Below are 24,230 nucleotides of genomic sequence, written 5' to 3'. Positions count from 1 at the left end.
CAGGCACTCTCGGCGCCGGGTTCGGCCAGGACGCCCAGGGGGTCGAACCGTCGCTGCGCGCATCGCGCACCTGGTCGTACGGCTCAGGCGGGGCTGAGGACGAGCGGGGGCCGCGGGCCTTCGCCGAGGTTGCGCGACACCCAGACGCCGGCGTCGCCGAAGCCCACGATGTCAGCACGACCGTCGCCGGTCAGGTCGGCGGCCACCCGGAGATGGACCTCGGGGCGCCACCCCTGCTCCGTCCCGAAGTCGTGGACCACGAGCTGCGGCCCCAGCGGTCCGTCGCCGCCGAAGACGAGCGCCCAGGCACCGTCCTCCGCGAACCCCAGGAGGTCCGCGCCACCGTTGCCGGTCAGGTCCGCGGCGATCCTGGGGTGGAGGAACGGGTCCCACGCCACCGGAGCGGTCGCACTCCCGAAGAACGGCAGCACCAGCGTGGGCGTGCCGAAGCCGCCTGATCCGTCACCGGTTGCGACGACCACACCGTCGTCGCGAAAGCCAATCAGGTCTGCACGACCGTCGCCGGTGACGTCAGCGACCAGCCGCGGGCGGGTCGCGGCGGTCCAGCCCTGGGCGACGCCGTACTCGGCGAGGACGAACCGCCGTTCGCCGAAGTGTCCCGTGCCGTCGTTCAGGGCGACCCAGACGCCGTCGTCGCCGAAGCCCACGATGTCCGGTCGACCGTCCCCGGTCAGGTCCGCGAGAGTGCGGACGTGGACGTCGGTGCGCCAGCCGTCGTCGAACGCGAACCCGCCCGCCACACCGAGCTCGGTCGGCCCGAACCCGCCGACGCCGTCTGCGCGCGCCACCCACACCGAGTCCTGACCGAACCCCACGATGTCGGCACAGCCGTCCCCGGTCAGGTCGGCGAGGACCCGCAGGTGCCGCGTGCTGTCCCAGCCACCACCCGTACGGCCGAAGTCGGCAAGCACGAACCGTGGCGGTTCGAAGCCGCCCGCGCCGTCGCCCCGCGCCGTCCAGACGCCGTCGTCGCCGAAGCCCACGATGTCGGCACGGCGGTCGCCGGTCACGTCGACGACGAACCGCGGGTGCGCCACCAGGTCCCAGCCGCCGGCGTCGCGACCGAAGTCCTCCAGGACCCGCGCCGGTGCAGCGAACCCGCCGGCGCCGTCCCCGAGCGCGACCCAGACGCCGTCGTCACCGAAGGCGACGATGTCGCCACGACCGTCGCCGGTGAGGTCCGCGACGAAGCGGAGGCGACCGTCCGTACGCCATCCCTGGTCGGCACCGAAGTCCGCGAGGACGAACCGGTTGCGGTCGAAGCCGATGCCGTGCGGGATCGGATGGTCCTGGTGCAGCACGAAGACGTCGGACGCGAGCGCGAACCGGTCGCGCTCGGTGAAGGGCGGCCAGGGCGGCGTGCGATAGCAGGCGGGCGCACCCGGGCGCATCGGCAGGAAGCAGGTGACGTTCATCCCTGTGGTCCGGTCGATGACCACACCGTCCTCGGAGTACACCGGGAAGGTCTCGTCAGGGGCGACGCCGCGGACGGCGGGGTAGCGCGCGTCCAGACCCATGGGCCCACCCCCGTCCCTGCCGATTCACGGTACTACCTCTCCGAGGCCCCGGACGGCTCGTCGGTGAGGAGCTGCTCGGTCAGCTGCTCGACGAGCTCCTCGACCTCCGGCTCGGCGCCCCACTCGGCGATGTACGCCTGCAGCCGCGCGCGCTCGTTGGCGCGCAGCGCCTCGGCAGCCGCCTCCCCAGCGGCGGTGGCGGTCACCGTGTCGCCGTCGACGACGACCATCGCCCGCCGGGCGAGCGACTCGGCCACGAGGCGTACGGCTTCGGGCGTGCTCTCCGCCCGGGCGGCCATCGTCTCGATCGACCGCGGGCCCTTGATCGACGCGCGCGTGACCATCCAGCACTCCTCGGGCGCCAGCTGCAGGTCCAGGTCGGCGGCCAGCGCCTCGTACACCCGGAGCGGGTCCAGTCGCCCCACCCGACGCCAGAGCAGGAGCCGGAGCTCCTCGTACGACGTCCGGCTCGACGGGAGCGCGAACGTCTCGCCGGCGGCGTCGCCCGCGTTCTGGCTGCCGACCACCTTCTGCAGCCGCACCTCGGGGATCAGCCACGTCAGGAAGAACGCGAGGACCGCGATCGGCACGGCCGCGAGGAACACGACCCCGATCGCCTCGGCGTAGCTGTCGATGAACCAGAGCTGGACCTCCGGCGGGCACTGCGCGAGTGCCTCCGAGGACTTGCTGAGCGCGTCCGCGGCGCACGGGCCGGCGGCTGTCGATGGCCGGCTCTGGGTCAGCGAGTCGGTGAGCGCGTGGGTGAGGATCGTGCCGAACGCGGCGACGCCGACCGAGCTGCCGATCGTCCGGAAGAACGTCGCGCCGGAGGTCGCCGTGCCGAGGTCGCGGTACTCGACGGAGTTCTGAACGGCGAGCACCAGGACCTGCATCACCATGCCGATGCCGAGTCCGAGGACGAACATGCTGGCCGATGCCTGCGCGGTCGACGTCTCCCGGTCCATCAGCGACAGCAGGTACAGACCGACCGCCATCACCGCCGTACCGATGATCGGGAACGCCTTGTAGCGGCCCGTCCGGCTGATGACCTGACCACTGCCGATCGATGTCAGCAGCAGGCCCGCCATGAGCGGCAGCATCTCCAGCCCGGACTCCGTCGGCGACGAGCCCTTGATCTGCTGCAGGTACAGCGGGAGGAACGTGATCGCCCCGAACATCGCGAAGCCGACCACGAACCCGACGACCGACGCCGTGGTGAAGACGCGGTTCGCGAAGAGCCGCAGCGGCAGCACGGGCTCCACCGCGCGACGCTCGGCGACGACGAACCCGATGACGGCGGCGATGCCGATGGCGATCGAGCCCCACACCGGCGCGGAGTTCCAGTCCCACGTCGTGCCGCCCAGGCTGGTGACCAGCACGATGGCGGTCGCGACGGTGCCGAGGAGCAGGATGCCCGCGTAGTCGATGCTCGGTGTGCGGTCGGGCCGCGTACGAGGAAGCACGGTGACGACCGCGAAGAGCGCGACCACGCCGATCGGCAGGTTGATGTAGAAGACCCACTCCCAAGACAGGTGGTCGACGAAGAGGCCGCCGAGCAGCGGGCCCGCGACGCTCGCGACGCCGAACACCGCGCCGAAGACACCCTGGTACTTGCCGCGATCGCGCGGGGGGACGACGTCGCCGATGATCGCCTGCGCGAGCACCATCAGGCCGCCGCCACCGACGCCCTGCATCGCGCGCCACGCGATCAGCTGCCCCATCGTCTGCGAGGTGCCCGCCAGCGCCGAGCCGACCAGGAAGATCACGATGCAGACGACGAAGACGCCCTTGCGACCGAACAGGTCGCCGAACTTGCCCCACAGCATCGTCGTGACCGTCGAGGCGAGCATGTACGACGTGACCACCCACGACAGGTGCTCGGCGCCACCGAGGTCCGACACGATCGTCGGGAGTGCCGTCGCGACGATGGTCTGGTCGAGCGCCGCGAGGAGCATCGCGAGCATCAGGCCGCCGAAGATCCACCAGATCCTTCGTTGCGGCAGCGCTTCGGGCACGGTCCCCTGCTGCGTGTGACCCGTCATCGCACCCCCGTCCGCCCTGAGGCCGATTCTCGGTCAGAGCCCGGGATGCCGCGCGCCGGAGCCGACCCGCTCTCGGGCATATACTTGTATCGTCCTATAGGTGCGCCGTAGGCTACGTGCCATGGAACTCCGGCACGCCGTCCTCGGCCTCCTCTCGATCCGTCCCATGAGCGGGTACGACCTGGGGCGCGCGTTCGCAGGCTCGGTGGCTCACTTCTGGTACGCCGACCAGTCGCAGATCTATCGAGTGCTGGACCGCCTCGCGGTCGACGGCGCGATCGAGACCGAGCGGGTGCGGCAGGAGAAGCTCCCCGACCGCTTGGTGCACTCGCTCACCGACGCGGGGCGGTCGGAGCTGAGGGACTGGCTGATCTCGCCCCTCGAGCAGGACCGGCCCAAGGAGCCCTTCCTCGCCCGCCTGTTCTTCGCCGCAGCCCTGAGTGACGACGAGGTCGCACGCCTCCTCGACGAGCGTGAGCAGGAGACGCGGAAGGTGCTGGAGCAGCTGCGTGCCATCCCGGTCCCGACGGGCGACCGCGCGGCCGAGCTGCAGGCAGCCACCCTGCGGTCGGGGGTCGCCCACGCGGAGGCCGAGCTCGACTGGCTCGACGACACCCGACGTCGCCACGCCCAGCTCTCGGATCGACGATGACTCGCGCGACGCCGACGTCGGGGCACCCCCTCGAGCACGGTCCGCGCGAGGGCGAGACGATCGTGCTGCTGCACGGCGCCAACGTCGCCGGGTGGATGTGGGAGCCGCAGATCGAGCTCCTCCCCGATCGGCACCTGCTCACACCAGACCTGCCCGGTTACGGAGCCCGCGCCGACACCGTCTGGCCTGACCTCGGAGCTGCCGCAGACCTCGTCGCGGACCTGATCCGCACGCGCGCCCTGGAGGGGCGCGCCCACCTCGTCGGACTCTCGCTCGGAGGCCACGTCGCGATCCACGTGATCCACCGTCACCCCGACCTGGTCCACTCCTGCACCGTCACCGGCGTGGCGGCCGCGGGGCTGGGCCGGCTGGAGCGCTCGCTGGTCGTACTGCAGCTGCCGCTGTGGCGCCGTCGCTGGTACTGGGCGGCCCAGGCCGTGGCGTTCGGCATCCCCGCCGACGCTCGCGAGCTGTTCGTCGACTCGGGGAGCCGCGTGCAGGCGGAGACGAACCGGCGCGTGTTCAGCGAGGTCGCCGCCGGGACCGTCCCTGCCGGCGCGTTCGACTACGCCGGGCCGGTCCTCGCGGTCAGCGGCGAGCGGGAGCCGCGATCGGTCCGAGCCGGCTTCGAGGCGCTCGGAGTGTCGATCCCGCAGCTGCAGGCCTGGGTGGCGCCCAGGATGCACCACATCTGGAACATCGAGGACCCCGCCCTGTTCGCGCGCATGATCGTCACGCACGCGGACACGGGGACGTGGCCGCCCTAGGCGAGCCGTTCCCAGAGGAACCGGTACGCGAGCGCCGACATGTGCGCGGCCTGCGCGTTGTTGGCCGCGCCGCCGTGGCCGCCCTCGATGTTCTCGTAGTACGTGACGTCCTTCCCGGCCTCGAGCATGCGCGCCGCCATCTTGCGGGCGTGCCCCGGGTGCACGCGGTCGTCGCGCGTCGAGGTCGTGAACAGCACGGGCGGGTACGCCCGGTCGGCGTCGAACAGGTGGTACGGCGAGAACGTCGCGAGGAAGTCCCAATCGGCGCTGTCCGGGTCGCCGTACTCCGCGATCCACGACGCGCCCGCGAGCAGCAGGTGGTAGCGCTGCATGTCGAGCAGCGGCACCTGGATGACGATCGCGCCGAACAGGTCGGGGTACTGCGTCAGCATGTTGCCGGTCAGCAGACCGCCGTTGGAACCGCCCATCGCCCCGAGGTGAGCGGCCGAGGTGATGCGCCGCTCGGCGAGGTCGCGAGCCACGGCTGCGAAGTCCTCGTACGCCCGGTGGCGCTGGTCGCGCAATGCAGCCTGGTGCCACGTCGGACCGTACTCACCGCCGCCGCGGATGTTCGCGACGACGTACACGCCGCCGTGCTCGAGCCAGGCGCGGCCGAGCCCACCGCTGTACGACGGCGTCAGCGAGATCTCGAACCCGCCGTAGCCGTAGAGCAGCGTCGGTGCCGTGCCGTCGTACGCGAGGTCGTGCGGGCGGACGACGAAGTACGGGACGCGCGTGCCGTCGGTCGAGGCGGCGAAGTGCTGCTCGACGACGAGGCCCTCGGCGTCGAAGAACGACGGCATCGACTTCAGCGGCACCGGACGCGCGTTGACGCCCCGCGACCCGAGGTCGAGCAGGGAGAGCGTCGTCGGCGACAGGTAGTCGGTCGTGTAGAGCCACACCGCGTCGTCCTCGTCGGCGTCGACCGGCGCCACCTGCAGGGTGCCGAGCTCGGGCACGTGGTGCGCGGCGACACGCTCCCAGGTGCCGTCGGGCGTCGTGGGCAGCGTGAGGATCTCCAGGCGCGATCGGACGTCGGTCATCAGCTCGAGCACGAGCCGGTGCGCCGTGAACGCGTAGCCCGCGAGCGCGCTGTTGCCGGTCGGCTCGTAGAGGACCGTGAAGTCGCGACCGCCGTCAGCGCTGTCGCCTGTGAGGAACCGGCTGAACGCGATCGCGAGCAGCGACCCCGCGGCGTACGTCCGTCCGCCCACCGTCCAGTCGTCGCGCAGCTCGACGAGGAGCTGGTCGCGCTTGACGCTCGCCTCGGCGGAGTCGGGGACGTCGAGCTTGGTGAGCTCGAGGTCGCCACCTGCGGCGTCGGTGAGCAGGTAGCGCTCCGCCGTGTAGAAGGACGTCGCGCGCACGACCCAGTCGCGCTCGAACCCAGGCGTACGGTCGTGGAACGCGCCGATCGACAGGTCCTCGTGCGCACCCTCGAACACGATCTCGGAGTCGGCCAGCGGCTCACCACGACGCCAGCGGCGGGCGATCCGGGGGTAGCCGGACTCGGTCATCGACCCGGGGCCCGTGTCGGTCTCGACGAAGACCGTGTCGCCGTCGATCCAGCTGACGTCGCCCTTGGCCTCCGGGCGTACGAAGCCGTCCGCGACCCAGCTGCGCGACTCGAGGTCGTACTCGCGGGTGACGTCGGCGTCCGAGCCTCCGCGCGAGAGCGAGACCAGTGCGCGCTTGAAGGCCAGCGGGCCGGTCCGCAGCACCTTCGCGCCGTGCCAGACCCAGTTCTCGTCCTCGCTCTCGGCGAGTGCGTCGACATCGAGTAGGACGTCCCACTCGGGAGAGTCGGTGCGGTACGACGGGAGCGTCGTACGGCGCCAGATCCCGCGGACGTGCTGCGCGTCGCGCCAGAAGTTGTAGTACCAGTCGCCGGCCTTGCCGATGGGCGGGATCTTCGCGTCGGAGTCGAGGACCTCGAGGATCTGCTTCTCCGTCGCGCGGAACGCGTCGCTCGCCTCGAGGGCTCCTGCTGTCTCGGCGTTGCGGGCGCGGACCCAGTCCAGCGCGGCGTCGCCGTCCACGTCCTCGAGCCACAGGTACGGGTCGGTGTGCGTCATGGCTCGAGCCTAGGCGTACGCCGAAACAGGACGGCAGGTCACAGCGGGTCGAGCGGGGGCTCCTCGGGCGACATCGCAGGGATCGCGCCGACGATGCGGTCGCGCGCGATCACCGACTGCAGCGCCCGCAGCGCCGAGGTCGTCTCCCCGCCCCACGACGAGAAGAACGAGAACTGCCACCACCACAGGGCCTCGATCGGCCGGCCCGCGCGCGCATGCTGCATCCCGTGGGCGAGAGCGGCGGTGAGCGAGATGACGTCGTCGGAGATCCTGTAGGCAGCCGGCGCTGCCGGATCGTCGTACGGGTCGAAGACCTCGACGTAGGTGTCGAACCCGTCGAGGATGGTCGCGAGCGCCACCCGCGTGTCGTCGAGGTCGATGTCAGGCCCGCTGTCGGGCTCGTAGCGGTCGGGCGGCACGAGCCGGGGCATCGCGGCCATCCGCGCGCCGATCGTGAGCGCGCGGCTCAGCTCGACGAGGAGCCCGGCGACGATCTCCTCCGGGTCGGTGATGCCGTCGAGAGAACGCAGGCCCTCCAGGACCGCCTCGACGTCCTCGGCGAACCCGTTGGCCACCGCTTCCAGCTCGTCGTCCTTCGTCCCGCTCAAACCCTGCCCCCTCGTCAGTCGACCGTCCGGCGGCCCTCGAACGCGCGCCCGAGCGTGACCTCGTCGGCGTACTCGAGATCACCGCCTACGGGCAGTCCACTGGCCAGACGCGTGACGCGCAACCCCAACGGCTTGAGAAGACGCGTGAGATAGGTCGCGGTCGCCTCGCCCTCGAGGTTCGGGTCGGTCGCGAGGATGATCTCGGTGATGGCGCCGTCGGCGAGCCGCTGCATGAGCTCGCGGATCCGGAGGTCGTCCGGACCGCGCCCGTCGATCGGCGAGATCGCGCCGCCCAGTACGTGGTAGCGGCCACGGAACTCTCGCGTGCGTTCGATGGCGACGACGTCCTTGGACTCCTCGACCACGCACAGCACCGACTGGTCACGCCGCGGGTCTGCGCAGATCCGGCACGTCTCCGACTCGGCGACGTTGCCGCAGGTGGCGCAGAAGCGAACCTTCTCCTTGACCTCGATCAGCACGTCGGCGAAACGGCGTACGTCGACCGGGTCGGCGTCGAGGAGGTAGAACGCGATGCGCTGAGCGCTCTTCGGACCGATGCCGGGGAGCCGGCCGAGCTCGTCGATCAGGTCCTGGACGACCCCTTCGTACATCGCGTCAGAACCCGAGTGCGCCCGCGGAGCCGCCACCGAGCGCGTCGCCGCCGAATCCACCGGCGAACGGGCCGAGCTTGTCGGCGGCCAGCTGCTCGGCCTGGTTGTTGGCGTCGCGGACCGCGGCGACGACCATGTCGCCGAGGAGCTCGGCGTCGTCGGGGTCCACGGCTTCGGGCTTGATCTCGACCGCGATCAGCTCTCCGGTGCCCGAGACGGTCGCACGGACGAGCCCGTTGGCGGCCTCGCCCGTGACACGGGCACGGCCGAGCTCCTCCTTGGCGGCGAGGAGCTGCTCCTGCATCTTCTGGGCCTGCTCGAGCAGGGCGGACATGTCGGGCATGCCGCCACCTGGCTGACCGAGCCCGCCGAAATCATCACCGAACACCGGGACGTCCTCACCTGTCGTACGACCACGGCGTCGCCACCGCGGAGTGCTCCTCCAGCCTACCGGCGGGCACCGTCGGATCGGCCCAGGCGGCGGAGGCCGGACGCGACCAGACCGGCGACGAGACCGACCACAGCACCGGTGAAGAGGCTGCTCGCGAAGGTCGCCGATCGCATCACGGCCTCCTCCGTCCCGTCGCTGAGGTCGCCGTCCAGGGACCCGCCGAGGCTTGGCGAGTCTTCGAACGCGGAATCCCACATGAGGTTGTGGCCGATGCCGAGCCCGATCCCGTACACCGCGCCGACGACCACGAGCGTCGTGACGGGGGACGGGACGCGGGCCCGCAGCACGACGACGACCCAGACCGCCGGTGGGGCGAGCGCGAGCACGGCGTTGACGAGTGCGCCCACGTCGACACCGAGGTCGTGCACCACGACCCGCGGCAGCGCGAGGGCCGCCAGCGCGACGATCGCCCACACCGGGAGCCCCAGCCGGGAGCGGCTCATCACCGATCACCCCGGGGACCGCGAGAGGCCTCGATGGTGAGGCGCGGCAGGGCGCGGTCCAACCAACGGGGCAGCCACCAGTTGCGGTCGCCGAGCAGCTCCATCACCGCCGGGACGAGCACCAGTCGCACCAGGGTCGCGTCGATGAAGACCGCGAACGCCAGCCCGAAGCCGAAGAGCTGAAGCTCGCGGCTGGACCCGAGCACGAAGCTTCCGAAGACGCACACCATGATCGCGGCGGCCGCGGAGATGACCCGTGCCGTGCGCGCGAGACCCTCCGCCACGGCGGTCGCGTTGTCGCCGGTGCGGTCGTACTCCTCCCGGACGCGCGACAGGAGGAACACCTCGTAGTCCATCGACAGACCGAAGACGATCGCGATCATCATCATCGGCACCCACGCCTCGATGGGCGCGCTCGCGCCGAGGTCGAGCAGCTCGACCCCCCAGCCCCACTGGAACACGGCCACCACCGCCCCGAACGCGGCGCCGAGCGAGAGGAGGTTGACCAGCACGGCCTTGACCGCGACCGCGAGACCGCGGAAGACCGCGACGAGCAGCACCAGGGCCGCTCCGAGGACGACCGCGAGGAAGAGCGGCAGACGTTCCGCGGTGTAGTCGGCGAAGTCCACCGCCGCAGCAGTCGCTCCACCGACCGCGACCTCGAGCCCGTCGCCCGCGCTCGCTGGCACGACGTCGTCACGGAGTCGGTGCACGAGGTCGGCCGTCGCCTCGTCCTGAGGACCTGTCGTCGGGATCACCTGGAGGAGTGCGACGTCACCGGACTCGGAGAACACCGGCGGCGTCGTGGCGGCGACTCCCGGAGTCGCGGCCAACGCATCGGCGAGCGCCTCCACGTCCTCGGTGCCGGCACCCTCCTGCACCGCGGCCGCGACGACGAGCGGGCCGTTGGCACCCGGTCCGAAGCCCTCCGCGACGAGGTCGTACGCCCGTCGGCCGGTGTCGCTGGTCGGGCGGGTGCCCGCGTCGGAGAAGCCGAGCCGCAGATCGAGCACCGGCAGCGTGAGCAGCACGAGCACGGCGGTCGCCGCGATCGCCGCCGGCCAGGGCCTCCGCTGGACCACGCGGCTCCACCGACGAGCGAGCTGACCGCCGTCGGAGGTCGTACGCCGTCGGTGGACCGACAGCCGGTCGATCCGCCGGCCGGTGATCGCGAGCATCGCGGGGAGCAGCGTGACGGCGGCCAGCATGGTGACGAGGACGGAGCCCGCGATGCCCAGCGCGACGCCGGTGATGACCTTGAGGTCCATCAGCACCAGACCGAGCGAGGCGATGACCACCGTCACGCCGGCGAACAGGACGGACCGACCCGCCGTCGTCTGCGCGACCACCACCGCACGGGCGGGGTTCGCTCCCCCCGCGAGCGCCTCCCGGTAGCGGGTGACGACGAGCAGCGCGTAGTCGATGCCGACGCCGATCGCGATCATCGCCGCGACCGGTGCGGCGAAGCTCGGCATGTCGACCGCTCGCGCGCCGAGCGACACCAGGGCGACGCCGCTCGCTGCTCCGACGACGCCGACGAGGATCGGCAGCACCATCGCGAACACCGACCCGAAGGCGAAGAGGAGGATCACCATCGCGGCGAGCACGCCGATCAGCTCGCTCGGCGGGCCGCTCTCGCCCTCCTGCTCAGCACCGAGCCCGCCGACCTCGACAGTCAGGTCGTCGGAGGCGAACGAGTCCCGCACCTCGTTCAGGTCGTCGCCGAGCTCTGCCGTCGCCTCGGCGTCCTGGGTGGGCAGCCCGACCGTGACGTACCCGGTCGTACGGTCCGGTGAGAGCTGGTGGGCTCCCTCGGGGACGAAGGGACTGACGACGTTCGCGTCCGGGACGCGGTCCTCGACCTCGGCGACCATCGACGCCACCTGCGCGCGCTCCTCGTCCAGGCCGTCGTCGCTGTGCACCACGAGCTGTGCCTGGGTCCCGGCGTCGGACGAGAACCCTCCGTCCTCCAGGATCTGCACCGCGCGGGCGCTCTGCGATCCGGGCAGCTCGTAGTCGTCGCTCGTCTCCCCCCCGAACGTCCCGGACAGCGCTGACAGCGCCACCACGACCAGGATCCACCCCGCCACCACGAACCACCGCGCCCTCTGACAGATGCGCGCAAGACCCTCCATGACGTCCCTTCCTCTCCACGTCTGGCCCGTCCGTACGACAGGTCGACGACTGGCCACGCTAGGAGCGCAGGAAGGGCGGATCAGTCCCTCAGGAGCGGCAGTCGCATCGCTTCTGGGCGTACGAGGCTCAGGGTCGCGTCAGTCGACGAGACCGGCCCGGTGGGCGAGAACGACCAGCTGCGCGCGGTCGCGGGCGTCGAGCTTGGCGAGCAGGCGGCTGACGTAGGTGCGGGCCGTCTCCGGGCTCAGGAACAGCGCTTTGCCGATCTCGTCGTTCGTGAGCCCGAGACCCACATGGGTGAGCACCTCGACCTCGCGCTCGGTGAGTCCGGCGAGCTTCTCCTCACGGCTCTTGCGGGTGGGTAGCCGAGCGACGCGGTCCATCAGCTGACGCAGGACGCCCGGCGCGATCTGGGCCTGCCCGGCCGCAGCGTTGCGGACCGCCCGCCGCAGCTCGTCAGCGTCGATGTCCTTGAGCAGGTACCCGTTGGCCCCGGCGGCGATCGCGTCCACCACGTCGTCCTCGTCGTCGAAGGTCGTCAGCACGAGCACCGGCGTCGCGGCGAGGAGAGGGTCCGCGCGCATCGCCCGGATCGCCTCCGTCCCGGACATGACGGGCATCTGGAGGTCCATGAGGACGACGTCCGGCCTGAGCTCGCGCGCCACCCGGAGCGCGTCGCGCCCGTCGCTCGCCTCGCCCGCGACCGCGATGTCGTCGGTGTTCTGCATGATGGCGCGCAGCCCGTGCCGCAGGAGCACCTGGTCGTCGACGAGGAGCAGCCGGATCATGCGGTGTCCCCTGATGTGCCGTCCCCACTCGTCGCCGGCATCGTCGGGATCGACGCCTCCACGACCCAACCGCACGCGTCGGCGTCGACCTCGAGGGTGCCGCCCAGGTCGGCGACACGCTCGCGCATGCCGCTCAGGCCGTGCCCCGGCCGGATCTGTGGGGGTACGACGGCCGTACCGTCGTCGACGACGCGGACGCCGAGAAGCCCCGGCTCCCGCAGGCCCACCCGCACGCTGATGCTGCGACCGTTCGAGTGCCTGAGGGTGTTCGTGATCGCCTCCTGGACGAGCCGGAACGCCGCGGCTCCGACCTCGGGTGCGACGTCGACCGGATCCACCCGCACGTCGACGGCGTACCCCGCGGCGGTCGGCGCCACCCGCAGGCGGTCCACCTGGTCGAGTCCGGCGTCCGAGTCGAACTGCCCGCTGCCCCGCAGCACCGCGACCGTGCGGCGCAGGTGGGACGACGCCTCCGTGATCGACGACCGTACGAGCTCCTGCGCGTCGTCGCGCGCAGCGTCGTCGCGCGCCTCGCGGGCGACGTCGGAGTAGAGCGAGGCGACCGACAGCGAGTGCCCGATCGAGTCGTGGAGCTCTCGCGCGAGCCGCATCCGTTCCTCCCGCACCTCCACGACCTGGTCCAGCTCCCTCTGGCGGGTCAGCAGGCGCGAGACCTGCTCGGTGCGTCGCCGCAGCCGCCTCCCGGCCCGGACGCTGTTGCCGAGCGCGATCGCGGCGGCGATGAGCGCCGCGTGCGTGACGAACTCGTACCCGACCACCATCGACACGTTCTGCCCGACCGCCACCCGGTACACCGTGGACAGACCGAGCGTGAGTGCCCCCGTGACGACGGCCGAACGCAGGTGCCCCATCTCCGCGGCCGAGTAGAGCGCCGCGGCGATCGGCACCGCGACACCGATCGCGGGGAACCCTGCCGCGTAGTAGCTGAAGAAGCCGAGCGTCGTGAGCACGAGCACCAGCACCGGGTGGCTTCGCCGGATGAGCATGAGCAGCCCGAGCCCGACAGCCCACAGGTACGCCAGCGGGTTGACGTCGCCGCCGCGCCCCTCGTGGGAGGTGGCGACCACGGCGAGCACGACCGCGACGCCGACGCACAGCAGCACGTCCGTCCTGCGCGGGCTCATGATCGGCGTCCTCACACCATGATGCTAGGGCCGGGAGGGCGACGGCGCGGTCGCCGTGGAGCGACGGTCAGGTCTCCTGCGAGCGACGCTCGCTATATGACCGTTGACATGTGACATTGCCGATGTCACGCTGGCGGACATGCTTTCCACACCTCTCGCCGCCGAGCCACGCCCCGCCGGCGGAGCAGCCCTGGACCAGGTCGCCGGCGTCAGCGTGGCGTCGATGGTGGTCTTCGCCGCTCTCGTGTGGGTCGCGTGGGCGCACCGCACCCGCCGCATCACGTGGCTGCACCGGCTGAGCGAGTGGTCCGAGTCCAAGATCGGCCGCCCGGGCTGGGTGACCGTGCCGGGTGCGTTGCTCGCAGTCGCCCTCGTGACCGCGTTCCTCGGGTTCATCTGGGACGTCAGCCTGCACGCCGGGGTGGGACGCGACGAGGGGCCGCTCGCGAACCCCGCGCACTACCTCATCCTCGTCGGCCTCTTCCTCACGTTCATCGCCGGCGCCACCGCGATGGTCCTGCCGCTGGACGAGGTGCCCGGGCCCGCTGCCGTCAAGATCACCCGCGCCTGGCACGTCCCGGTCGGTGGCCTGCTCGTCGCGGGCGCCGGACTCTACGCGCTGATCGGCTTCCCGCTCGATGACGTCTGGCACCGCATCTTCGGCCAGGACGTGACCCTGTGGGGCCCGACCCACATCATGCTCATCGGCGGCGCGGGCCTGTCGCTCATCGGCATCCTGCTGCTGCTCCGCGAGGGCGACCTCGCACGTGGCAAGACGGCGTCGTCGCTGCGCGACCTGCGCGTCCGCGTCTCCTACACCGCCGCATTCGGCGGCCTCCTGGTCGGCCTGTCGGTGTTCCAGGTCGAGTACGACTTCGGCATCCAGCAGTTCCGGATGCCGCTGCGCCCGATGATGATCGCGGCCGCCGCCGGCCTCGCGCTGGTCGCCGCACGAGTCGTGCTCGGCGCGTTCGGCGCGATCCTCGCCGTGCTGTTCTACCTGGTCGTCCGGATCGGCACGGCTGTGTTCGTCGGCCCGGTCCTCGGCGAGGCATACAACGTCTTCCCGGCCTACCTCGGCACCGCCGTCGTTGTGGAGCTGCTGGCGCTGGCGGCACCGCTCTACCGGCGCCGGCTCGCGTACGGCGCGATCGCAGGGCTCGGGATCTCGACGCTCGGCCTCGTGCTGGAGGGACTGTGGGTCCAGGCGGCGTTCATTCTCCCCTGGACCAGCGACATGTGGGCCGAGGGCCTGCTGATGTCCGTGCCGGTAGGGGTTCTCGCCGGCATGGCGGGAGCGCTGCTCGGCACGGCACTGACGACCGGCGACATCCCCGGCAAGGCTGTGTGCCGCGCGATCGTCGTGGCTGGCATCGTCGCCCTGGCGGTGTCGCTCGGCAACGGCCTGTACGCCACCGTCCCCGACGCCACCGCGACCGTGGAGCTCACCGACGTCGACTCCGACCCGGCGACGCGTACGGTCGACGCTCGCGTCACCTTCGACCCGGCCACCCTGCCCAGCGACGACCCGACCTGGGTCCAGATCACCGCGTGGCAGGGCGACGGCGTCGTCGTCGACCAGCTCCGAGAGACGTCCCCGGGGGTCTGGGAGACGACGCGTCCGATCCCCGTTCACGGCACCTGGAAGACGCTCGTCCGCGTCTCGGACGACCGCATCCTCGCCGCCGTCCCGATCTGGCTGCCTGCGGACGAGGCGATCGACGCCGAGGAGCTTGCCGCGCCGGCGAGCTTCACCCGCGCGTTCGTCCCCGAGACAGAGATCCTGCAACGCGAGAAGAACGCCGACCACCCCGTGTGGCTGTGGAACGCCGCCTGCACCGTCGTCGCGATCTGCTCGCTGCTGCTGCTCTGGGCGCTCGCCTGGGGCGCGGCCCGCGTGGCGCGCGCGACCCCGCGGCCCACGACGGCCGACCGGCACGCCGACGACCGCCCACCCGCGCTCGTCTGACCATGACCCCCGACACCGTCCTCCTCGCGCACCACCCGTTGCTGCTCGCCGTCCCGGCGTTCGTCCCCGCGATCGCGATCACGGTGGTCGTCCTCGTCATCGCGCGACGCGACCGCATCGCCGAGGCACGCGAGACCGCCGCGCAGGAGACCGCTGCCCCGACCGTCCAGGAGCTCGACCGATGACCCTTCCCCGTACGCTGCCCGTCCTCGCCGTCGCCGGCCTGCTCGCGCTCGGAGGTTGCGCGAGCGACCCCGTCGTGGACGAGGACACGCCCGTCTCCCTCACGGTGACGATCGAGGACGGCGCGGTCACCCCGCTCGGCGAGGCCCGCACAGCGACGGTCGGCCAGCCGATCATCCTCCGTGTCACCTCCGACACCGAGGACGAGCTCCACCTCCACGCCGAGCCAGAGGAGACGTTCGCCGTAACTCCCGGGACGCACCAGTTCGAGTTCACCGTCGACGTCCCCGGGAGCGTCTCGCTCGAGTCCCACCACGTCGGAGGGACGATCGCGACCATCGACGTCAGCCCGTGACTCCTTCTCGCAACGACGTGGTCGTCGCCCACGGGATCGGCGGGTCGACCGACCTCCCGGTGCCGCTCGAGTACGCGATGCTCGGCGCCACCTGGGCGCTCGCGATCTCGTTCGCGGTCCTCGCGCTCGCCTGGCGGCGCCCGAAGCTCGATCCGAGGTCGCCCGGCGCCGCCCTGCCTCCGTGGGTCACCCGCGCCGTCGACGGCGCAGCGACCCACACCGCCCTGGGCGTGCTCGGAGTGGCGATCACCGGGTGGGTCGCGCTCGCGGCGTTCGGCGGTGAGCCCGGTCCCACCAACGGCGCACCCGGCGCGTTCTACGTGCTGCTCTGGGTCGGCCTCGTCCCGCTCTCGCTCGTGTGCGGCCACGTCTGGGCGTACGTCTCACCCGTCCGCGCCCTGCACCATGCAGCGTGCCGGGCGCTCCGGCGCGATCCCGCGACCGGCGTGTGGACCTACCCCGAGCGGCTCGGCTACTGGCCCGCGGCGCTCGGGCTGCTCGCGTTCGTGTGGACCGAGCTCGCCTCGCCCGATCCCGGTGCGCTGACGACGATCCGGGTCTGGCTGGTCGGTTACGTCGTCGCCGGTGTGCTCGGCGGGCTCGCCTTCGGGCGCCGCTGGTTCGAGCGGGCCGACCCGTTCGACGTGTACGCGGCGTTCGTGGCAGCACTCTCGCCGTTCGGGCGCCGCGATCCCGCGAGCAGCACCCCGCAGGCCCGCCGCGTCGTCGCGCGCAACCCGCTCTCCAACCTCGCCGGGCTGCCGGTCGACCACGGGATCGTGGCGGTCGTCGCCGTCCTGCTCGGCTCGACCGCGTTCGACTCCGCGACCGGCACGTCGTGGTGGTTGACGGAGGTTCAGACCTGGTACGCCGGATCGCCGGTGCTCGCCGTCGCGTACAGGTCGCTCGGCCTCCTGGCCGCGATCGGGGCGGTCGGTGCCGTGTTCGTGCTCGCCGCGCGTGCGACCGGCGGCGTCACCTCCGTGCAGCGGCGCGAGCTGCCGTCAGAGCTCGCGCATTCGTTGGTCCCGATCGTGGTCGGCTACGTCGGGGCGCACTACCTGACCTACCTCGTCGAGAAGGGCCAGCGCACCCTCATCGCGCTCGCCGACCCGCTCGACCGCGGCTGGGACCCGCTCGGCATCGGCGGCCTCGCACCGTCGTACTGGCTCTCCGAGCACCCGCACCTGCTCGCCGTCCTCAAAGTCGGGCTCGTCCTGACCGGCCACGTGCTGGGCGTCATCGCCGCGCACGACCGTTGCATCAGGCTGCTGCCCCGCGCCCACCACCTCACGGGACAGCTCGCTCTGATGCTCGTGATGGTCGGCTACACGTTCCTCGGTCTCTTCCTGCTGTTCGCGGGGTGACCGCGGCCTCCGGCGACTGCGGCCAGCAACCTAGGCTTCTGCTGTGGAGCGACCCGACGGACCGGCCCTCGAGGTGTGGCTGTTCTTCTTCGTCGTCGTGTTCCTGCGGGCCCAGGCGACGTACTGGATCGCGCGCGTCGTCACCAGCCAGGTCCTCTCGCACACCCACCCGACCGGCGGCTGGCGTGCGCGCGTCCACGCGTGGCTGTCGGGCGACTCGACGCAACGCGGCATCGACATGCTCCGCCGGTGGGGCGTGATCGCCGTCCCGGTCTCGTTCCTGACCGTCGGGCTCCAGACCGTCGTGAACGCCGGCGCGGGCGTGATCCGGATGCCGTTCCTCCACTACCTGTTGGCGATGCTGCCGGGCTGCGCGGCGTGGGCGCTCGTGTGGACGACGGTCGGGATGACGGCGTTCTACGCGGCCGTCGGCGCCGGGCTCACGACGGGGTGGGGGCTCGTCGCCGCAGCGCTGACGATCGTGCTGGTCGCGACCGCCATCGCCCTCGTACGCCGCCGCTCCCGCACGCGTTCGTCCTAGCCGCTTGTCACGAGCGGCCGCGCAGGAAGTTCGCGAGCAGCTCGTGGCCGCGGGGCGTGAGGATCGACTCGGGGTGGATCTGGACACCCTCGACGGGGTGCTCGCGATGGCGGACGCCCATCAGCACGCCCTCCCCGTTCCACGCGGTCGCGACGAGCTCCTCGGGGAGGTCGCGCACGATCAGCGAGTGGTAGCGCGCAGCGACCAGCGGGCCGTCCATCCCCGCGTACACGCCCGCGCCGTCGTGGTGCACGAGCGACGGCACCCCGTGCACGGGGCGTGGGGCGCGCGCGACCGCGGCGCCGTACGCCTCGCCGATCGCCTGGTGCCCGAGGCAGACGCCCAGGATCGGCGTGGTCGGACCGAGAGCACGCACGGCTTCGACACTGACCCCCGCCTCCGACGGCGCGCCGGGGCCGGGCGAGATGACGAGGTGCGTGAAGGCACCCGTACGGCGCAGCTCCAGGAGGTCGTCCGCGGTCACGGCGTCATTGCGGACCACCGTTGCCTCGGCGCCGAGCTCCCGGACGTACTGCGCGAGGTTGTGCACGAACGAGTCGTAGTTGTCGATCAGCAGGACGGATGCGCCGACCGATCGCGGCGACTGGTCCCGCCCGCGGCCGGACTGCCCGGGCGTGACGTCGAGTCTTCGGATCCACTGCGTCGTCGGGCCGGGCTCGAGCCGTACGACGCCCGTGACCTCCGCGACCGGGCGCACGCGGCCGATCGCATTCGTCACGAACAGCTCGCCGGCGCTCGCGAGCTCATCCACGCGGAGCCGGCGCTCGAACACGGGCACGTCGTGCGCCCGCAGCCGGGCGAGCACGACGGCCCGCGTGACGCCGGGCAAGATCCGGCCGTCGAGCACGGGTGTGTGGATGCCGTCGTCGAGTACCGCAAACAGGTTGCCCCGCCCTGTCTCGAGAACCGTGCCGTCCTCGTCGACGAGCAGCGGGTCGTGGGTGTCGCCCCAAGGCGCACCAGGTAGCGCGGCGAGCAGCGTGCGGTCGTTCCACTTCACCTCGCCCAAGCCTCCCGGGACGACGGCCGGGTGGAGCACCCACGGCGCCGTCGGGATCGCTCCCGCGGGCGTGACTCGCACGTCGACGTCGGCGGCGGCCGGGTCGTAGGACACCCGCAGTCGGTGGTCGCCGTCGAGGGTGGCCGCACGGTGACGCAGGTCGTCGGCCAGCGTCGCCGCGTCGAGCGGCACCGCGTACGTCGCCGCGACCGCCGCGGCGAAGCGGCCGGCGTGCCCGTCGAGGTCGACGGCGCGGCCGGCCCGCACGAGGAGCGTGTCGAAGATGCCGGCGGCGGGGTCGGGTCTCGATACGGCCTCGTTCCTCGGCCTACTCGACCAGCGGGTTCCGCCGTCGCCACCCTCGGTGGTCGAGTAGCCCGAGCCGCCGCCACCCTCGGTGGTCGAGTAGCCCGAGCCGCTAGGCGAGGGCGTATCGAGACCCCCCAACCCCGCTCCCACAGCACGTAGCAGCGGCGACGCCTTCGTGAAGCACTCACGAAGCTCGTCGTCGGGATCCGAGTCCGCGACGACGCCTCCACCGACGCCGAGCCACACACGGTCGCCGCGGATCTCGAACGTGCGGATGACGACGCTCGCCTCGAGCCCGCCCGGCCCAACGTGGCCGATGGCGCCCGTGTAGACCTCACGGCCGGTCGTCTCCAGCTCGCCGATCACCTGCATCGCCCGCACCTTCGGCGCTCCGGTGACCGAGCCCGGCGGGAACGACGCGCGCAGCAGGTCGGCGTCTGTCGCATCCGGCACCAGCGTCGCCTCGACGTCGGACACGAGGTGCCACACCCCGGTGTGCGGCCTGGGCGCTGCGGTCGCGGTGACGTGGACGCTGCCGGTCTCCGCGACCCGGCCGAGGTCGTTGCGGACGAGGTCCACGATCATCACGTTCTCGGCGCGGTTCTTCACCGACGCCGCCAGGTCCGCGGGGTCGGTGTCAGCCGGTGCGGTGCCCTTGATCGGCGATGACACGACGTGTCGTCCGGTCCGCCGCAGGTAGAGCTCCGGGGACAGGCTGACGATCGTGCCGTCGCGCCCCGCGATGTACGCGGCGTACGCCGGTGCCAGGGCCGTGACCCCGGCGAGGAACATCTCCAGCGCAGCTCCCGCACGATCGGCGCCCTCGATCCGCGACTGGAGCCGCAGGCAGATGTTCGCTTGGAAGATGTCCCCGGCGTGGATGTGCGCGACCGCGCGCCGGACGGCCTCGCGGTGCGACGCGAGGTCGGGAACGGACGCGAACGGCTCCAACGCGTACGGCGTGGGCTGAGGATCGTCGCCGTCGAGCAGGTCGCGCAGGCGCTGCCAGTGGACCTCGGCCACCTCAGGCCCTGCCACCGACTCGAACCACCACGCACCGTCGACACGACGCAGGACCGTCTCGTACAGGGCGAGTTCGGCGTCAGGAAGCCGCTCGGGCCGTGGGGGCGACGCTCCGACCTCCTCGAGCCGGCTCCCGAGCTGGTAGCCCCACCAGCCGATCCAGGTGCCCGCCTCGCGCGCTCCCGCCGGGCCTGTGCCCAGGTCGAACGGGTCCTCGTCGGTGCCGAGCACCCGCACCGGGTCGTACGCGACGAGGTCGCGGCCGCCATCCCAGTCACCGACCAGCGCCACGAGCCGATCGCGCCCGCGCAACCGCCGCAGCAGCGTCGCGAGATCGTACGGACCGACCCGGCGCCGGTCGGTCGGCGGGATCATTCCGCCGCGTGCTCCTGCACCGGCGCGAGCAGGGCGGCGTCGTGCCGGAGCCAGGTGTCCACCGCGGCGTACGCACGACGACGTGGCTCTGCAAGCGAGAGGAAGACGTCGTGCCGCGCGCCTTCGATCGGTACGACGCGGGTGTCGTTGCCGAGGCAGCCGCACCACCGGGCGATCTGACGGACGTCGAGCACCGCGTCGGCGGTGTCGGTCTTCTCGGAGTACGCGGGAGCGAAGTGGGTGCGGGTCGACCGCAGCACCAGCGCGGGCACGCCGATGTCGAGGCCGCGGTGAAGCTTCGCGTGACCGATCCGGATCGCGCGCATCCACCCGTACGTCACCGGGAATCCGGCGAGCGGCTTCCAGGCGACGTCGTACTCCCACTCGCCGGCGTGCGCGAGGCTCTGACCGTACGAGTCACCCGGCGGCAGCTTGATGACGTTCGTCGGCCTCACCCTGCCGACGAGCTTGATGACCTCGGTGCCGAGCGAACGCCCGAGTGCGGGGCCCTGCAGGTCGAACCACGGGCTGTTGAGCACGAGTCCCGCGACGCCGTCGCCGCGCACGCCGCTCGCCTTGCGGCGACGGTCGAGCCACAGCGGCAGGATCAGACCGCCGGTGGAGTGCGCCGCCAGCAGCACGTCGGAGCCCGTCTCCTCACGCACGATGGCGAGCGCCTGCTCGAGCTCGGCGTCGTACATCGCGAGGTCGGACACGTAGTGCGCCGTGTGACCCGGCTGCAGCGACCGGCCGCACTTTCGCAGGTCGAGCGCGTAGAACGCGAACCCTCGCTCGGCGAAGAAGTCAGCGAGCGCGGTCTGGAAGAAGTAGTCGGTGAACCCGTGGACGTAGAGCACCGCACCCGAGGTCTGCTCGCCGTCACGAGGTACGCGGCGTACGAGGGTGGCGTCGATCGCACCCTCGCCGTCCGGGTCGACGCCCAGATCGATCCGGCGCTGCTCGTAGCCGTCGCCGAGAACGTCCGCCTGCCAGCTGCCCATCGGTGCTCCTCTCGCGGCCGCCTGCCCGCGACCTCCACGCCCACAGCGTACGGAAGCACGCCGGTGCGTGGGGCCGCGGTCCAGGAGGACTTCCGCCGGTGGGTCCAGAGCGCTCCGCTGGTTGGTCCAGCAGCGCTCCGCTGGTTGAGCGAGCGAAGCGAGTCGAAACCCCTATCTCACCTTCTCGAACGGCGTCGGTACGGCGCCGGTCCAGCGGTAGAGGTCGAGCGCCCCCGTCTGCTTGGTCACGCCGTCCTCGACGACACGGCCACCGGACGCGCCGTAGAAGTAGCCGTTCCCGACCGAGACGAGCCCGTACGACGCGTCGAACGTCCAGCCGAACGTGGACGACGCGGGGTCGTACTGGCCCTGTGGCAACAACGACAGGTGGTCACCGAGCTCCGGAGCGGCCTGCCCGCGGACCACCTGCTCGTACGGCGCGCGGTCGCCGTCGACGATGAACAACGAGTAGTTCGGGTACGACGGCTTGGCGCCCTTGTAGACGGCGAGGAACCAGTTGCGCGAGGTGGCGAGAACACGACATCACGGCGACAGGTTGGCGAACACCCGCCAGCCCACGCTCGCGCTTTGTCGGCTGAGGCGCGAAGGGATCGAGACCACGCAGCCCCCCCCCCCGCTGGTTGAGCGAGCGCAGCGAGTCGAAATCTCAGTCGTGCGGGATCTCGCTGATGACCTGCGCGCCGAGAGTCCGGCTGAGCAGCTCCTCATGGCTGAGACCGTCGTTGTCCATCGCCGGGTCGTCGGCCCGGGCGTGGTGGTCCGGGTCGTACGCCTCCGGCCGCGCGGCGTCGTCGCGGATGCTCGCGCGCGCAGCCGCGATCGCGTCCGCGCTCGCCCGCTCGCGTCCGGGCGGGGCAGCAGCCTGGGTGGGCGGCGTCTGCTGAGCATCGTCCGCCTGCGTCGGCGGAGCCTGGTCACGATCGGCCGGCGCGTTGGCTCGCGGGGTCTCGGGGGGTGCGGGCTCCGCCGGACGCTGCGGAGCGGGCGCACGCGTGGGGGCCGGCGCGTTGCCCGCGCTCGGGTCCACGACCGCCTCGACGCGCCAGGTGCCGCCGAGCACGTCGGTCAGGGCCTGGACCAGGATCGCGTCCGACCCGCTGCGCGCGAACGAGTCCCGGGCACCGGCGTTCACGAGGCCGATCGTGAGCGTCGTGCCCTCGAGGGAGTGGACCTGGGCGTTCTGGCTCAGCATCACCCACGTGAAGCGTCGGATCACCCGGACCTTGTCGAGGATCTCCGGCCACAGGCGGCGGACGTCGGCGACACCGGGGACTCCGGTGGGCGGGGCGGGCTGGTCTCGATCGCTTCGCGCCTCGACCGGCGGAGAGGGGGCAGCCTCGACCGGCGGAGAGGGGGCAGCCTCGACCGGCGGGGCGGGGGCAGCTTCGACCGGCGGAGAGGGGGCAGCCTCGACCGGGGGGGCGGACTGGTCTCGATCGCTTCGCGCCTCGACCGGCGGAGAGGGGGCAGCCTCGACCGGCGGGGCGGCCGGGGCGGGGGCCGCATCGCCGACCATCGTGAGTCGCCGCTCGATGCGGTCGAGACGTGCCTGGATGCCGTCGGGGGTCGCGTCGGCGCCCGGCAGCAGGATGCGCGCGCAAATGAGCTCGAGGAGCAGACGCGGAGCGGTCGCGCCGCGCAGCTCGGTGAGACCCGCGCTGACGACGTCGGCGGCCCGGGTGAGGTCGGCGCGACCGAAGCGCGCGGCTTGGTTCTCGAGGCGCTCGGCACGATCGCCTGCGATGTCGATCAGCCCCATGCCGATCGCGTCGGGCACGTTGGCGACGATGACGAGGTCCCGCAGGCGCTGGAGCAGGTCCTCGGCGAAGCGACGCGGGTCCTGCCCGGTCTCGACGACCTTGTCGACCGCCGCGAACACGGCCCCGCCGTCGCCCGCAGCGAACGCGTCGATGACCTCGTCGAGCAGCGAGTCAGGGGTGTAGCCGAGCAGCGCCGCGGCGAGGTCGTACGTCACCCCGGCGTCATCGGCACCGGCGATGAGCTGGTCGAGGACGCTGAGCGTGTCTCGGACCGAGCCGCCGCCGGCCCGCACCACCAGCGGCAGCGCGGTCGCCTCCAGCGGCACCCCCTCCGTACGTCCGAGCTCCTCGAGGTACGCGGTGAGCGTCTTCGGAGGGACCAGCCGGAACGGGTAGTGGTGGGTCCGCGACCGGATCGTGCCGATGACCTTCTCGGGCTCGGTCGTCGCGAAGATGAACTTGAGGTGCGGCGGGGGCTCCTCGACGAGCTTGAGCAGTGCGTTGAAGCCCTGGCTCGAGACCATGTGGGCCTCGTCGATGATGTAGACCTTGTAGCGGCTGTTGACCGGCGCGAAGAACGCCCGCTCGCGGAGGTCACGCGCGTCGTCGACACCGCCGTGGCTCGCCGCGTCGATCTCGATCACGTCGATGCTGCCGGGTCCGCCGCGGGCGAGGTCGAGGCAGCTCTGGCACTCGCCGCACGGATCGGCGACGGGGGCCTTCTCGCAGTTGAGCGCTCGCGCGAGGATGCGGGCGCTCGTCGTCTTGCCGCAGCCGCGAGGGCCGGAGAAGAGATAGGCGTGGTTGACGCGGTTGTTGGCGAGCGCATGCCGCAACGGATCGGTCACGTGCGACTGGCCGATCACCTCGGCGAACGTCTCCGGGCGGTAGCGCCGGTACAGGGCCATAGGTTCGTCCACGCATCAACCCTAACGATCGTCCCTGACGTCCTGCAGTCCCGCAGGCATCGGCTGTGGGGTTCGAGCGCGACACCCCTGCGATGCGCAAGGCCCCACGACACGCGGGCGTCGCGGGGCCTTCCGGGGGTT

At 71.9% G+C, this 24,230-nt stretch carries 21 protein-coding genes; 7 read left to right on the top strand and 14 right to left on the bottom strand.

Features of this window, described 5'->3' with window-relative positions; genetic code table 11:
- Positions 1 to 83 precede the first annotated feature (83 nt).
- Both GH747_RS04175 and GH747_RS04170 read right to left on the bottom strand, forming a co-directional pair.
- Entirely contained in the window at positions 84 to 1,538 is a 1,455-nt protein-coding gene (locus GH747_RS04175; RefSeq protein ID WP_149768259.1) for an FG-GAP repeat domain-containing protein, read from the bottom strand.
- A gap of 32 nt (positions 1,539 to 1,570) precedes the next feature.
- A complete protein-coding gene (locus GH747_RS04170; RefSeq protein ID WP_149768258.1) occupies positions 1,571 to 3,580 on the bottom strand; it encodes an MDR family MFS transporter in 2,010 nt (669 codons plus the stop codon).
- 121 nt (positions 3,581 to 3,701) lie between these two features.
- Between GH747_RS04170 and GH747_RS04165 the strand changes: the two genes are divergently transcribed.
- Both GH747_RS04165 and GH747_RS04160 read left to right on the top strand, forming a co-directional pair.
- Positions 3,702 to 4,232: a PadR family transcriptional regulator gene (locus tag GH747_RS04165; RefSeq protein WP_149768257.1), complete on the top strand. Its 531-nt coding sequence runs from the start codon at positions 3,702 to 3,704 to the stop codon at positions 4,230 to 4,232.
- A complete protein-coding gene (locus GH747_RS04160) occupies positions 4,229 to 4,999 on the top strand; it encodes an alpha/beta fold hydrolase (protein ID WP_149768256.1) in 771 nt (256 codons plus the stop codon). Before GH747_RS04165 ends, GH747_RS04160 begins: the two co-directional genes overlap by 4 nt.
- Here the strand turns inward: GH747_RS04160 and GH747_RS04155 are convergent.
- From GH747_RS04155 to GH747_RS04120, 8 genes are all read right to left on the bottom strand, one after another.
- Positions 4,996 to 7,074: a prolyl oligopeptidase family serine peptidase gene (locus GH747_RS04155; RefSeq protein WP_149768255.1), complete on the bottom strand. Its 2,079-nt coding sequence runs from the start codon at positions 7,072 to 7,074 to the stop codon at positions 4,996 to 4,998. The genes GH747_RS04160 and GH747_RS04155 overlap by 4 nt on opposite strands.
- A gap of 38 nt (positions 7,075 to 7,112) precedes the next feature.
- The gene (locus GH747_RS04150; protein ID WP_163695282.1) at positions 7,113 to 7,682 is read right to left on the bottom strand and encodes a DUF5063 domain-containing protein; all 570 of its coding nucleotides are present in this window, start codon (positions 7,680 to 7,682) and stop codon (positions 7,113 to 7,115) included.
- Positions 7,683 to 7,696: 14 nt separating this feature from the next.
- The gene (gene recR, locus GH747_RS04145; RefSeq protein WP_149768253.1) at positions 7,697 to 8,293 is read right to left on the bottom strand and encodes a recombination mediator RecR; all 597 of its coding nucleotides are present in this window, start codon (positions 8,291 to 8,293) and stop codon (positions 7,697 to 7,699) included.
- 4 nt (positions 8,294 to 8,297) lie between these two features.
- Entirely contained in the window at positions 8,298 to 8,636 is a 339-nt protein-coding gene (locus GH747_RS04140) for a YbaB/EbfC family nucleoid-associated protein (RefSeq protein WP_149768252.1), read from the bottom strand.
- Between the two features lie 104 nt (positions 8,637 to 8,740).
- Positions 8,741 to 9,187 carry a hypothetical protein gene (locus GH747_RS04135; protein WP_149768251.1) on the bottom strand — a complete coding sequence of 149 codons (447 nt, stop codon included), beginning with the start codon at positions 9,185 to 9,187 and terminating at the stop codon, positions 8,741 to 8,743.
- The gene (locus GH747_RS04130) at positions 9,187 to 11,322 is read right to left on the bottom strand and encodes an MMPL family transporter (RefSeq protein WP_149768250.1); all 2,136 of its coding nucleotides are present in this window, start codon (positions 11,320 to 11,322) and stop codon (positions 9,187 to 9,189) included. The genes GH747_RS04135 and GH747_RS04130 overlap by 1 nt, the downstream gene beginning before the upstream one ends.
- A 138-nt stretch (positions 11,323 to 11,460) precedes the next feature.
- Positions 11,461 to 12,111 (bottom strand): response regulator, encoded by a 651-nt coding sequence (locus tag GH747_RS04125; protein WP_149768249.1) that lies wholly within the window; start codon positions 12,109 to 12,111, stop codon positions 11,461 to 11,463.
- A complete protein-coding gene (locus tag GH747_RS04120; RefSeq protein WP_149768248.1) occupies positions 12,108 to 13,271 on the bottom strand; it encodes a sensor histidine kinase in 1,164 nt (387 codons plus the stop codon). The genes GH747_RS04125 and GH747_RS04120 overlap by 4 nt, the downstream gene beginning before the upstream one ends.
- Before the next feature lie 124 nt (positions 13,272 to 13,395).
- Here GH747_RS04120 and GH747_RS04115 point away from each other — a divergent pair, with 124 nt between their 5' ends.
- From GH747_RS04115 to GH747_RS04095, 5 genes are read left to right on the top strand one after another with little or no spacing between them, the layout of a single operon-like run.
- Entirely contained in the window at positions 13,396 to 15,225 is a 1,830-nt protein-coding gene (locus GH747_RS04115) for a hypothetical protein (protein WP_205602751.1), read from the top strand.
- A 2-nt stretch (positions 15,226 to 15,227) separates the two neighbouring features.
- On the top strand, positions 15,228 to 15,410 hold the full coding sequence (locus GH747_RS04110; RefSeq protein ID WP_149768247.1) for a hypothetical protein: 183 nt from the start codon (positions 15,228 to 15,230) through the stop codon (positions 15,408 to 15,410).
- A complete protein-coding gene (locus GH747_RS04105) occupies positions 15,407 to 15,763 on the top strand; it encodes a hypothetical protein (RefSeq protein ID WP_149768246.1) in 357 nt (118 codons plus the stop codon). Before GH747_RS04110 ends, GH747_RS04105 begins: the two co-directional genes overlap by 4 nt.
- Positions 15,760 to 17,130 (top strand): hypothetical protein, encoded by a 1,371-nt coding sequence (locus GH747_RS04100; protein ID WP_149768245.1) that lies wholly within the window; start codon positions 15,760 to 15,762, stop codon positions 17,128 to 17,130. The genes GH747_RS04105 and GH747_RS04100 overlap by 4 nt, the downstream gene beginning before the upstream one ends.
- A 43-nt stretch (positions 17,131 to 17,173) precedes the next feature.
- The gene (locus GH747_RS04095; RefSeq protein WP_149768244.1) at positions 17,174 to 17,671 is read left to right on the top strand and encodes a DedA family protein; all 498 of its coding nucleotides are present in this window, start codon (positions 17,174 to 17,176) and stop codon (positions 17,669 to 17,671) included.
- Positions 17,672 to 17,678: 7 nt separating this feature from the next.
- Here the strand turns inward: GH747_RS04095 and GH747_RS04090 are convergent, their stop codons facing one another.
- The 4 genes from GH747_RS04090 to GH747_RS04075 form a co-directional block, all read right to left on the bottom strand.
- Positions 17,679 to 20,399 (bottom strand): chorismate-binding protein, encoded by a 2,721-nt coding sequence (locus GH747_RS04090; protein ID WP_163695280.1) that lies wholly within the window; start codon positions 20,397 to 20,399, stop codon positions 17,679 to 17,681.
- On the bottom strand, positions 20,396 to 21,400 hold the full coding sequence (locus tag GH747_RS04085; RefSeq protein WP_149768243.1) for an alpha/beta hydrolase: 1,005 nt from the start codon (positions 21,398 to 21,400) through the stop codon (positions 20,396 to 20,398). The genes GH747_RS04090 and GH747_RS04085 overlap by 4 nt, the downstream gene beginning before the upstream one ends.
- Positions 21,401 to 21,571: 171 nt before the next feature.
- Positions 21,572 to 21,865, bottom strand: coding sequence for a hypothetical protein (locus GH747_RS04080; protein ID WP_149768242.1), 294 nt, complete (start codon positions 21,863 to 21,865; stop codon positions 21,572 to 21,574).
- A gap of 202 nt (positions 21,866 to 22,067) precedes the next feature.
- Positions 22,068 to 24,101: a DNA polymerase III subunit gamma and tau gene (locus GH747_RS04075; protein WP_149768241.1), complete on the bottom strand. Its 2,034-nt coding sequence runs from the start codon at positions 24,099 to 24,101 to the stop codon at positions 22,068 to 22,070.
- Positions 24,102 to 24,230 lie beyond the last annotated feature (129 nt).

Source organism: Mumia xiangluensis, from assembly GCF_010994095.1.
GTDB lineage: Bacteria > Actinomycetota > Actinomycetes > Propionibacteriales > Nocardioidaceae > Mumia > Mumia xiangluensis.
Note: the sequence above shows the minus strand (reverse complement) of the source record. Positions and strands in the feature narration are given on the sequence as shown.

Excerpts from the sequence above, each read along its gene's own strand:
- GH747_RS04085 (WP_149768243.1), bottom strand. The coding sequence starts at position 21,400 with ATGGGCAGCTGGCAGGCGGACGTTCTCGGCGACGGCTACGAGCAGCGC.
- GH747_RS04090 (WP_163695280.1), bottom strand. The coding sequence starts at position 20,399 with ATGATCCCGCCGACCGACCGGCGCCGGGTCGGTCCGTACGATCTCGCG.
- GH747_RS04115 (WP_205602751.1), top strand. The coding sequence starts at position 13,396 with ATGCTTTCCACACCTCTCGCCGCCGAGCCACGCCCCGCCGGCGGAGCA.
- GH747_RS04140 (WP_149768252.1), bottom strand. The coding sequence starts at position 8,636 with ATGCCCGACATGTCCGCCCTGCTCGAGCAGGCCCAGAAGATGCAGGAG.
- GH747_RS04135 (WP_149768251.1), bottom strand. The coding sequence starts at position 9,187 with ATGAGCCGCTCCCGGCTGGGGCTCCCGGTGTGGGCGATCGTCGCGCTG.
- GH747_RS04155 (WP_149768255.1), bottom strand. The coding sequence starts at position 7,074 with ATGACGCACACCGACCCGTACCTGTGGCTCGAGGACGTGGACGGCGAC.
- GH747_RS04125 (WP_149768249.1), bottom strand. The coding sequence starts at position 12,111 with ATGATCCGGCTGCTCCTCGTCGACGACCAGGTGCTCCTGCGGCACGGG.
- GH747_RS04160 (WP_149768256.1), top strand. The coding sequence starts at position 4,229 with ATGACTCGCGCGACGCCGACGTCGGGGCACCCCCTCGAGCACGGTCCG.
- GH747_RS04170 (WP_149768258.1), bottom strand. The coding sequence starts at position 3,580 with ATGACGGGTCACACGCAGCAGGGGACCGTGCCCGAAGCGCTGCCGCAA.
- GH747_RS04165 (WP_149768257.1), top strand. The coding sequence starts at position 3,702 with ATGGAACTCCGGCACGCCGTCCTCGGCCTCCTCTCGATCCGTCCCATG.
- GH747_RS04175 (WP_149768259.1), bottom strand. The coding sequence starts at position 1,538 with ATGGGTCTGGACGCGCGCTACCCCGCCGTCCGCGGCGTCGCCCCTGAC.
- GH747_RS04130 (WP_149768250.1), bottom strand. The coding sequence starts at position 11,322 with ATGGAGGGTCTTGCGCGCATCTGTCAGAGGGCGCGGTGGTTCGTGGTG.
- GH747_RS04105 (WP_149768246.1), top strand. The coding sequence starts at position 15,407 with ATGACCCTTCCCCGTACGCTGCCCGTCCTCGCCGTCGCCGGCCTGCTC.
- recR (WP_149768253.1), bottom strand. The coding sequence starts at position 8,293 with ATGTACGAAGGGGTCGTCCAGGACCTGATCGACGAGCTCGGCCGGCTC.
- GH747_RS04110 (WP_149768247.1), top strand. The coding sequence starts at position 15,228 with ATGACCCCCGACACCGTCCTCCTCGCGCACCACCCGTTGCTGCTCGCC.